Source organism: Holzapfeliella saturejae (genome assembly GCF_037546065.1).
Classification (GTDB): Bacteria; Bacillota; Bacilli; order Lactobacillales; family Lactobacillaceae; genus Holzapfeliella; species Holzapfeliella saturejae.
Genome location: NZ_JAWMWG010000001.1, coordinates 1,189,999 through 1,199,619, shown reverse-complemented (window position 1 = coordinate 1,199,619; position 9,621 = coordinate 1,189,999). Strand labels below are relative to the sequence as shown.

At 34.6% G+C, this 9,621-nt stretch carries 7 protein-coding genes, 4 tRNA genes and 1 rRNA gene; all 12 read left to right on the top strand.

Annotation, left to right across the window (positions count from 1 at the left end):
• Positions 1–71: 71 nt before the first annotated feature.
• The 12 genes from rrf to R4Y45_RS05920 all read left to right on the top strand — a co-directional run bounded on the left by rrf (position 72) and on the right by R4Y45_RS05920 (position 9,620).
• Positions 72–188 (top strand): 5S ribosomal RNA (rrf, locus tag R4Y45_RS05975).
• Between the two features lie 10 nt (positions 189–198).
• A tRNA-Val gene (locus R4Y45_RS05970) sits at positions 199–271 on the top strand.
• A gap of 80 nt (positions 272–351) precedes the next feature.
• A tRNA-Thr gene (locus R4Y45_RS05965) sits at positions 352–424 on the top strand.
• A 74-nt stretch (positions 425–498) separates the two neighbouring features.
• A tRNA-Tyr gene (locus R4Y45_RS05960) sits at positions 499–581 on the top strand.
• A gap of 5 nt (positions 582–586) precedes the next feature.
• Positions 587–658 (top strand) — tRNA-Gln (locus tag R4Y45_RS05955).
• A gap of 80 nt (positions 659–738) precedes the next feature.
• Positions 739–1,440: a GntR family transcriptional regulator gene (locus R4Y45_RS05950; protein WP_339970225.1), complete on the top strand. Its 702-nt coding sequence runs from the start codon at positions 739–741 to the stop codon at positions 1,438–1,440.
• Between the two features lie 57 nt (positions 1,441–1,497).
• Positions 1,498–2,937: an oligosaccharide flippase family protein gene (locus R4Y45_RS05945; protein ID WP_339970224.1), complete on the top strand. Its 1,440-nt coding sequence runs from the start codon at positions 1,498–1,500 to the stop codon at positions 2,935–2,937.
• Position 2,938: 1 nt separating this feature from the next.
• Complete coding sequence (locus R4Y45_RS05940; RefSeq protein WP_339970223.1) at positions 2,939–3,679, top strand: WecB/TagA/CpsF family glycosyltransferase; 741 nt, start codon at positions 2,939–2,941, stop codon at positions 3,677–3,679.
• Positions 3,660–4,769, top strand: a complete 1,110-nt coding sequence (locus R4Y45_RS05935) for a glycosyltransferase family 4 protein (protein WP_339970222.1) — start codon at positions 3,660–3,662, stop codon at positions 4,767–4,769. The genes R4Y45_RS05940 and R4Y45_RS05935 overlap by 20 nt, the downstream gene beginning before the upstream one ends.
• A complete protein-coding gene (locus R4Y45_RS05930) occupies positions 4,759–7,440 on the top strand; it encodes an O-antigen ligase family protein (RefSeq protein WP_339970221.1) in 2,682 nt (893 codons plus the stop codon). The genes R4Y45_RS05935 and R4Y45_RS05930 overlap by 11 nt, the downstream gene beginning before the upstream one ends.
• A complete protein-coding gene (locus R4Y45_RS05925; RefSeq protein WP_339970220.1) occupies positions 7,437–8,135 on the top strand; it encodes a glycosyltransferase family 32 protein in 699 nt (232 codons plus the stop codon). The genes R4Y45_RS05930 and R4Y45_RS05925 overlap by 4 nt, the downstream gene beginning before the upstream one ends.
• 12 nt (positions 8,136–8,147) lie before the next feature.
• Positions 8,148–9,620 carry a nicotinate phosphoribosyltransferase gene (locus tag R4Y45_RS05920; protein ID WP_339970219.1) on the top strand — a complete coding sequence of 491 codons (1,473 nt, stop codon included), beginning with the start codon at positions 8,148–8,150 and terminating at the stop codon, positions 9,618–9,620.
• The last annotated feature ends 1 nt before the right edge of the window (position 9,621 follow it).

Here is a 9,621-nt window from a genome sequence, read left to right as displayed (position 1 = left end):
GCTAATGGAAGCACGTGAGCACCGCATAGGTGGTCATGTATTTTTTTGGCAAAATATTTCAATAGATATAGTGTGGTGGCGATAGCAAGAAGGCTACACCTGTTCTCATGCCGAACACAGAAGTTAAGCTTCTTAGCGCTGAAAGTAGTTGGTGGGTAACTACCTGCGAGGATAAGACGTTGCCACGCTAGTCCATTTGGAGGATTAGCTCAGCTGGGAGAGCATCTGCCTTACAAGCAGGGGGTCACAGGTTCGATCCCTGTATCCTCCATAATTAAAAGTCATAAATATTTTGTTTATGACTTTTTTTATTGTATTTATTATTATTTTCTGATAACATTAACTTGTTATGCCGGTTTAGCTCAGCTGGTAGAGCATCGGTATCGTAAACCGAGGGTCACAGGTTCAAATCCTGCAACCGGCATTGATAACTATTTTTTATAAATTAACCATTGATTTTTATTTATAGATTCGTTATCATTATGAATGTAGTGCTACGGAGGAGTAGCGAAGTGGCTAAACGCAGCGGACTGTAAATCCGCCCCATTATTGGTTCGGTGGTTCGAATCCACTCTCCTCCATTTACTGGGTTATAGCCAAGCGGTAAGGCAACGGACTTTGACTCCGTCATGCGCTGGTTCGAATCCAGCTAACCCAATATATAAGCGTCCGGATTGATTTCCGGACGCTTTTTCTTTACCTATATTTTGAAGTTAAGTCAATCGGGAGGATTTGGACATGCAAGATCCAATTTATATTCAGATACACAATAAAATTAAGCAAAAGATTGAAACAGGGCAGTGGCAATTAGGTCAACGATTACCATCCGAACGCAAATTATCAGATACTTTTGGGGTTAGTAGAATGACATTACGTCAAGCAATTTCAACGTTAGCTGAAGAGGGAATATTAGAGCGCCGACCAGGTTCTGGGACATACGTTTCAAGCCAAAAAGTACAAGAAAAAATGACAGGAATCACATCGTTTACTGATATGATGAAAAAACAAGGGAAAAAGCCATCTAGTCAAACAATCACTTATCGCTTAACTAAACCCTCGTTAAGTGAAAAAGAAAAACTACAGTTAAGCGTTAACCAGAATGTTTTGCGAATGGAGAGAATACGGTTTGCAGACGGTATTCCAATTAGCTTTGAAGTCGCATCTATTCCCGAAAGTTTAATTGGAGACTTGCATAAATCAGAAATCACAACATCTTTATATCACGCTGTTAAAAACAAAAACAAATTTGAGTTAAATCATGTGGAACAAACAATTGGTGCGACTATCGCTAATGAACAGATTGCTAAAATGCTAGATATCAAAAAAGGTGATCCGTTGGTTTTACTACGTCAGGTTACCAGATTGGATGATTATCGTCCTTTTGAATATGTGCGTTCACAATATGTAGCAGAACGTTTTGAATTTTACTTTGAACGATAAAAAAAGCGAGTGATTTTTGGTATAATGAACGTTAGTACACTCGAATGAGGGATTATTTTGAAAAAAACTTTAGTTAATATATTTTACAACGCCGTTTATCAAGTATTCTTAGTTTTAATACCTATGATAACGGTACCTTATCTATCAAGAACACTTGGACCAACACAAAACGGTGTGTATAGTTCAGTCAACTTTACAATTCAGTTTTTGATGGTATTTTGTGCGATTGCGATGAGTCAAATTGGCACACGAGCGATTGCAAAAATCAGAGCTAAAAATGACCGCAAAAAGTTAACCGAAGCTTTTTGGGGATTGTGGTACGTGCAAGCCTTATCTAGTATTGCAGTTATCATTTTAACTTTATTAGCTGTTACAATTTTCAAGGTAGAATATCAATTTTATTTTTATCTGCAAGTACCATTCTTGATTTCTGCCATGTTTGACATTTCATGGTTTTATCAAGGACTAGAAGAATTTGGAAAAGTTGTTTTACGAAATACAGCGGTAAAATTATCTTCTGTGGTCTTGATATTTGCATTTATTAAATCACAACAAGATTTATGGATTTATATGTTGATTATGTCAGTAACGACAATGTTAGGAAGTTTTGTATTTTGGCTATCGATTAAGCGTTATGTTGATCGTCCGGTTAAACGTTTTTACCAGTTGAGAAGTGTAATTGTCGCAGTGATAACATTGATTATTCCACAAGCGGCAACACAAATTTATAACTCTTTGGATAAGCCTATACTAAACTTCTTAAATGGGTCAGCTACACAAGTTGGTTATTATGATTACTCTCAGCGAATCTCAACCATTTTATTAGGGGTTATCACATCTATCACGGTAGTGATGATGCCAAAAATGGCGAGTGCTTCTAAAGAATCTCAACGCGTATTCTTGAAAAAATCATTAGAAATCACGACCTTTTTGGCGATTATTTTCACAATTATTGTGATGATTAACACAAAAGAGTTTGTACCTGTCTTTTTCAGTGCCCAATTTGAACCGATGACCATGATTTCTTATTTTGCGACATTGCGAATCATCTTCTTACCAATAGGTGAGGTTTTTTCTAATCAGTTTGCATTAGCGAATAAGCGAGATAAGGATTATGCCATTCCTGTTATTATTGGTGCTGTTTTAAGTATTATTTTGAATCTGATTTTAGATAAGCCTTATGGTGCAGTAGGGGCTATGATTAGTTTGTTGACGGTGGAATTTGTGGTTTGCTTACTTAGAATTTATATTGTACGAGATGCGTATGATGCTAAGTATGTCTTTAAAGATTTCCCTAAGTTTGCGATTTTAGCAGTGGTAACATTTGTAATAGGTAGTTTATTGCCTAATTTTGTTTCACAACCTTACATCAATATGACGATTAAATCGTTAATTGTATCGGCAGTTTATCTAGTTATTTTTGTATTCATGAAATTTGAAATCGCAAATGATTTTAAGTTCTTTATTGAAAAAATTCTAAAAAGAAGAGAGTCTTAACATGTCAAAAGTAGATGTATTAGGAGTTAAGTTTGATAACTACTCAGAAGAAGAATTCAGACAAAAAATTTTAGCTCAATTTTCCGAAAAAAAAGCCACTTTTGTGGTAACAGCTAATCCTGAAATTGTCATGGAGGCACGCGAAGATCAAGAATTATTACAAATGATTAATGAAGCCGATTTTGTAACGCCTGATGGTATTGGCGTTATTAAAGCAGCTAACACCTTGAAAACGCCTTTAAAAGAACGAGTTACAGGGTATGATTTATTTGAATTTTTGATGAAACAAGCCAATCGTAAAGAATATCGTGTTTATCTAGTTGGAGCAACGCCTGAAGTTATTACAGCAGTTAATCAAAAAGTTCAATTGGAATATCCACATATTCGAATAGTGGGATTGAAGGATGGTTATTTTAAAGAACCAATTGAAGCGGTCGCCGAAGATATTTATCAAGCACAGCCAGATTTTGTTTTTGCCGCATTAGGTTTTCCAAAGCAAGAGCAATTATTGAACTTACTTAAAAAATTAGATTTACCAGCTGTAATGATGGGTGTTGGTGGTAGTTTTGATGTTTTTTCAGGCCAAATTAAGCGTGCACCAAAATTTTTCCAACAGTTGCACCTAGAATGGCTATATCGTGCCATTAAAAACCCTAGCCGGTTTAAGCGACTATTAATTATTCCTAAGTTCCTTAGAGCAGTTAAAAAGCAGGTAAAAGCAAATGAAAATACTTCACATTAATGCCGGTCTTGAAAATGGTGGCGGACTGTATCATATTATTCAATTGTTAAAAGAAGCTAAAGCCCAAAATGCTGATTTTACTTTGTTAACGTTAGCTGACGGCCCCGTTGCACAGGCTGCTCGAGAAGCAGGAATCAAGACTGAAACGTTTTCAAAATCGTCACGCTATCAGTTGAGTATCTTAAAAGACCTGAAGAATTTTATTAATCAAGGCGGCTATGATATTGTGCATACGCATGGTGCGCGGGCAAACTTGTTTTTGAGCATGATTCATCGTCAAATTTCAGCAAAATGGCTAGTGACGGTTCACAGTGATCCACTTAAAGATTTCGAATCTCATGGTATCATTGGCAAAGTATTCACACGCTTGAATTGTCGGTCATTGAAAAAAGCGGATGGTATTTTAGCCGTAACTAATCGATTTAAAGAACAGTTAATTCATGACATTCGATTAAATCCTAAAAAAATTTCAACTATTTATAACGGGATTGCATTTACTGATAACCCACTACCTAAAATTAATCACGAAGGATTTAACATTGTGAATGTTGCTCGGTTAGTGCCAATTAAAGGACACAAGCTATTGTTACAAGCCATTAAAACTGCTAATATTCCACAGCTTAAATTACATTTAGTCGGGGATGGGCCCCTTGAGTCTGAGTTGAAACAATATGTCTTTGAAAATCAGCTTGAAAATCAAGTTGAGTTTCATGGCTATTTAAAACAAGTCCAAATTAATCAACTCTATCAAACAGCAGATTTAGCAGTTTTAACTTCTTATTCAGAAAGCTTTCCACTGGTTATGTTAGAAGCAGCAGATGCTAATGTTGCCATATTATCGACAAAAGTTGGCGATTATCAAGTTATGATTCCAACAGAAGAATATGGATTTACAGCAGAAATTGGTAGTGTTGAATCGATTGCCTCTCAACTTCAAGCAGCTTATCAAAAACACGTTGAACAAGTTCTGCCCTCAATCGCTCAACGTGAAAGAACTTATTTATCAACTAACTTTTCGATTGAAAATCAATTTAATTCAATTATGAAAATTTACCAACAGCAATTAGAAGGGTGTAAAAATGACTTATAAAAAGAACTGGCTTCTAGGTTTATTTATTGCTTTTTTATCCATTCAACCATTTTTGGATATTAAATACTTTTATCAACCGCCTTTGTTGAATGTTTTACCATTTGCTATTCCTACCGTAATTCGAATCATTGGAATTGGCATCTTATTTCTAGCAACATTTATCACATTAATGAAAAATAAAGAGCGATTATTTTTAGTTGGATATGGGTGTATTGTCTTACTTTATACTGCATTGCACTTGTATAATGCCACTAAATTTCATTCTGTATCGCCAACTAGTTTTGGATATTCAGTAACATCGGAAATTTTTTATTTAATTCGCTTGTTATTGCCTATTTTGATGGTTGTGATTGCTTACAAAATTAAGTTGTCCGATTATAAATTTGAAAAAATTATTGCGATATTGAACTTTTTAATCTCAGGGTCAATTGTTTTTTCAAATTTATTTAAACTAGGAATTTCTTCCTATTCTGATGTTACAATTACTCATAATATTTTTGACTGGTTTAATACGCCTAATATGGATTACTACTATGCAGCAACGCGTGGGTGGTTTAACTTTGCTAATGCAATCTCAGGTGTGTTGGCGTTAATTGGGCCGATTGTCATTTATTTCTTATTAACTAAACGCAATGCTAAAAATGGCTTATCATTTGTGTTATACTTTTTAGCTTCAGTAATGATTGGAACTAAATCAGCGATTTATAGTTTGATTATCGTTTTAGCAGGGATGTTTGTGCTTTATCTATTTACCAGTTTAGTTCAAAATAAACTGCAGTTTAGTAAATCAAACTTCGCGTTTTTAAGTATTGCCTTAGTAGCAGTAGTCGCAATTATGCCATTTTCACCTTCAAGTTCTCGTGAAACAATGGATGGCCAACAAGTTATCAACCGAGAATCAATGCGTTCAATTAAAGATTTGAGTTTTGAAGCTTATGAACGTGCGATGAATGAAGCACAAACTCCAGAAGAAAAACAAAAAATCAAATTGAATTTTATTAGTGAAAAATATCCGTTATATTCAATTATTCCGCAATTAATCACACATTCATTGCCTTATAATCAAGACCCAGATTTTTGGATTGATGTGATGAATCATAATCGAACGGGCTATTACAATAATCGACAAATGGAACAATTGATGTTGCAACGAGTTAAATCAACGAATAATAAGAGTTTAGATAATTGGTTTGGCATTACGTATTCTCGTATGAGCAACATCTATGTGTTAGAACGGGACTTCTTAGCGCAATACTATACAATCGGAATTTTAGGTTTACTAGTATTTGTATTGCCACTTGTTTTTCTCGTGATTTTTGGTGGATTACGAATTCTAAGACACTTTAACCGTCTGTTCAATTTGAAAAATGCTTCAATAACCTTTGGTTTAGGTATGATATTCTTTATTTCTTTATACAGTGGAAATATTCTAGACTTTTTAATTGATACTTTGATTTTGGCATTTATTTTAGGTTATTGGTTAAAAGATTTAAGTCGTCAGTTGAACAAAGAAAAAGAACCGCAAATTTCAATTATTGTGCCAACTTATAATCGTGCCGATATGATTGAAGGTATGCTAGAATCGATTGCAGCACAAGATTATCAAAATGTACAAGTGATTATTTCAGATGATGGGTCAAGCGACAACACACAAGAAGTGGTTGAGAAATTTAGCGATTATCATCAAGGCTTAAAAATCAAATATATAAAAAATGAAAATGGCGATCAATTGAATGCTATTAACCGTGCTGTTCTTTTTATTACCGGTGACATTATTTATATTTTGCATTCAGATGATCGATTCTATGATGATCGTGTCTTGACGCACGTTGTTTCAGAACTTAACGAAACAGATTACGATGGCTTGTTTGCCAATATTGTTGAAGAAAATACACAAACTAATAAAACTAAGAAGCATCGAACGAGAAGTTTTTATCCGGGTTATCTAACTAGTGCTAAAGCAGCACTTGGCTTAGGACGTAATCCATACGTTGATTTTATCTTTTTTAGAAGAGAAGCTTTCTTTAGAACCAGTTACGAATCTTATATCGTAAACAATACTTGTGCTTGGCGTTCATTAACTAATGAGCGATTGAATTTAGGAAATGCCAACTACTATACTTTAAAATATCAAGTTCATGGCGATAATTATTTAGATAATAGCGATGGTCAAGAAAATGTATTAAATGGTGAATTACGCACACTAACTAACATTTTGGCATTTAGCTCGATTCCTTTATTTAATAGTCAACGATTAATTTATCGAGTGATTAACAAATTAGGTCTTAATTCGCTTTATTATCCAATTGTTATGCGTTCAAAAACGCCAACTCAAAAAGTAGCACCTATTATCAGACAAGCTATTGGGTTAAGATTGAAAGAGCCAACTGAACTTTATCGTGCTATCCAAGGATTTTTTGATTCTGCTAATAAACGCTGCATCAAGTTAGAGATACCAGAAGATTTTAAAGTTTATGACGGTTCAGATATTCGAGAATTTAATAAAAAATTGCACAATCAAGATTTACACGACTTGTATTATCAATTGTTTTCTGAAATGGAAAAGGGCTTTAACTGTGTTCAAATTAAATCAACTGATTTATCCGATGTGCAACGTTTGTTAGAATTTTTGATGATTAAAGAATATGTTAGAATTGAGGTCATTTTATGATACCTAAAAAAATCCATTATGTTTGGGTTGGAGGTAACGAAAAACCTAAAGATATTGAAAGATGTTTGCAAACTTGGAAAAAACATTTGAGCGATTACGAAATTATCGAGTGGAATGAAGATAATTTTGATATCAATCAAAATCGTTATCTCAAACAAGCCTATGAAGCAAAAAAATGGGCGTTTGTGAGTGACTACATTCGAGCAAGTGTAATTTACAAGTATGGCGGTATTTATTTAGATACAGATGTCCTAGTTTTAGATGATCTAAACGATTTGCGTGATAATCGGGCCTTTGTTGGCTTTGAAAATCCAGACTATCCGTTTACAGCTGCTTTTGGTGCTGAAAAGCACCACCCTTTAATCAAGGATATGCTCGATTACTACGATAATTTGGACTTTGATTTTGATGCAAGTGACCAAATGGCCGGAGTTAATACGGTGAGCGTTTCAGATATTTTAATTGAAAAGTATCACTGTCGACCAAATAATCAAGAACAAATCCTTAAAGAAGGTATCCATGTTTATCCAGACTATGTTTTGTGTAATCCAAGCCGTGCCTCAAAGACAATTCATGTTTTTACTGGAACTTGGATGGAAGGCCAAAAGAGTTGGAAACGTAAATTGGTTAAATGGTTAAAACTACGTGCTACGACAAAAAAACGTGCTGAATACTACACACGACTGTTTAAATAAGGAGAAGCAATTATGGCTTTTGCAAATGAGAACGATTCATTGGTGTTACATACTGACTTGTACCAAATTAATATGATGTATACCTATTTCAAAATGGGTTTACATGAAAAGAACGCAGTTTTTGAATGTTATTTTAGAAATATGCCATTTGACAGCGGTTATGCTGTTTTTGCTGGATTAGAACATATTATTTCTTATCTAGAAAATCTAACATTCTCAGAATCTGACTTAACTTACCTTAAACAAAATGAAAACTATGATGAAGAATTTATTGATTATTTACGTCATTTTAAATTTAATTGCTCAGTTAATTCAGTTGTTGAAGGTGAAATTGTATTTAACAATGAACCACTCTTGCAAGTCGAAGGACCACTGGCTCAATGTCAATTAATTGAGACAGCTATTTTGAACTTTGTGAACTTCCAAACGTTAGTAGCTACTAAAGCGGCACGCATTAAATCTGCTGCAAAAGACGATTTAGTTCTTGAATTTGGAACTCGACGTGCACAAGAAGCAGATGCTGCGATTTGGGGAGCTCGTGCAGCTTACATTGCAGGATTTGATGCAACAAGTAATGTTCGAGCAGGTAAGTTATTTAATCTACCAATTAGTGGGACACACGCTCATGCACTAGTTCAAACCTATCAAAATGACTATGAAGCCTTTATGGCGTATGCTAAGACGCATCGTAATTGTGTCTTTTTAGTTGATACTTATGATACGTTAAGAAGTGGTGTGCCAAGTGCCATTCGCGTAGCAAAAGAAATGGGCGACAAAATCAATTTCCAAGGTGTGCGAATTGATTCTGGAGATATGGCTTATATTTCGAAAAAGGTACGTCAGCAATTGGATGAAGCTGGTTTTTATGACGCTAAGATATTTGCTTCAAATGACTTAGATGAAAACACTATTTTAAGCTTGAAAATGCAAGGAGCTAAAATTGATGCTTGGGGTGTAGGAACTAAACTAATTACAGCTTTTGATCAGCCAGCCCTTGGTGCCGTTTATAAGATTGTGTCAATTGAAGATGAAAACGGTAAAATGCGCGACACATTGAAGTTGTCAAGTAATGCTGAAAAAGTTAGCACACCTGGTAAGAAACAAGTGTGGCGGATTACTAATAATTTGAAGCATGAAAAGTCAGAAGGGGACTGGATTAGTGTATATGATGAAAATCCACAAGAATTCGATTCACTTTATATGTTTCATCCTAAATACACGTACATCAATAAAGTCGTTGAAGATTTTAAAGCCCGTCCTTTATTGCAACCCATTTATCAAGACGGCAAGCTAGTTTATCGCCAACCTCAAATTGATCAAATTAGAGAGTATGCTAAAAAGTCATTAGATGCACTATGGGAAGAGTATAAACGTGATTTGAATCCACAAGAGTATCCAGTTGACTTATCGAAAAAATTGTATGACCATAAGATGAACTTGATTAATCAGTTACGTGAAGAAAATAATTCAAAGGCGATGAAATAAC

Coding starts and splice junctions, on each gene's coding strand:
- R4Y45_RS05930 (WP_339970221.1), top strand. CDS start 4,759: ATGACTTATAAAAAGAACTGGCTTCTAGGTTTATTTATTGCTTTTTTA.
- R4Y45_RS05920 (WP_339970219.1), top strand. CDS start 8,148: ATGGCTTTTGCAAATGAGAACGATTCATTGGTGTTACATACTGACTTG.
- R4Y45_RS05950 (WP_339970225.1), top strand. CDS start 739: ATGCAAGATCCAATTTATATTCAGATACACAATAAAATTAAGCAAAAG.
- R4Y45_RS05935 (WP_339970222.1), top strand. CDS start 3,660: ATGAAAATACTTCACATTAATGCCGGTCTTGAAAATGGTGGCGGACTG.
- R4Y45_RS05940 (WP_339970223.1), top strand. CDS start 2,939: ATGTCAAAAGTAGATGTATTAGGAGTTAAGTTTGATAACTACTCAGAA.
- R4Y45_RS05925 (WP_339970220.1), top strand. CDS start 7,437: ATGATACCTAAAAAAATCCATTATGTTTGGGTTGGAGGTAACGAAAAA.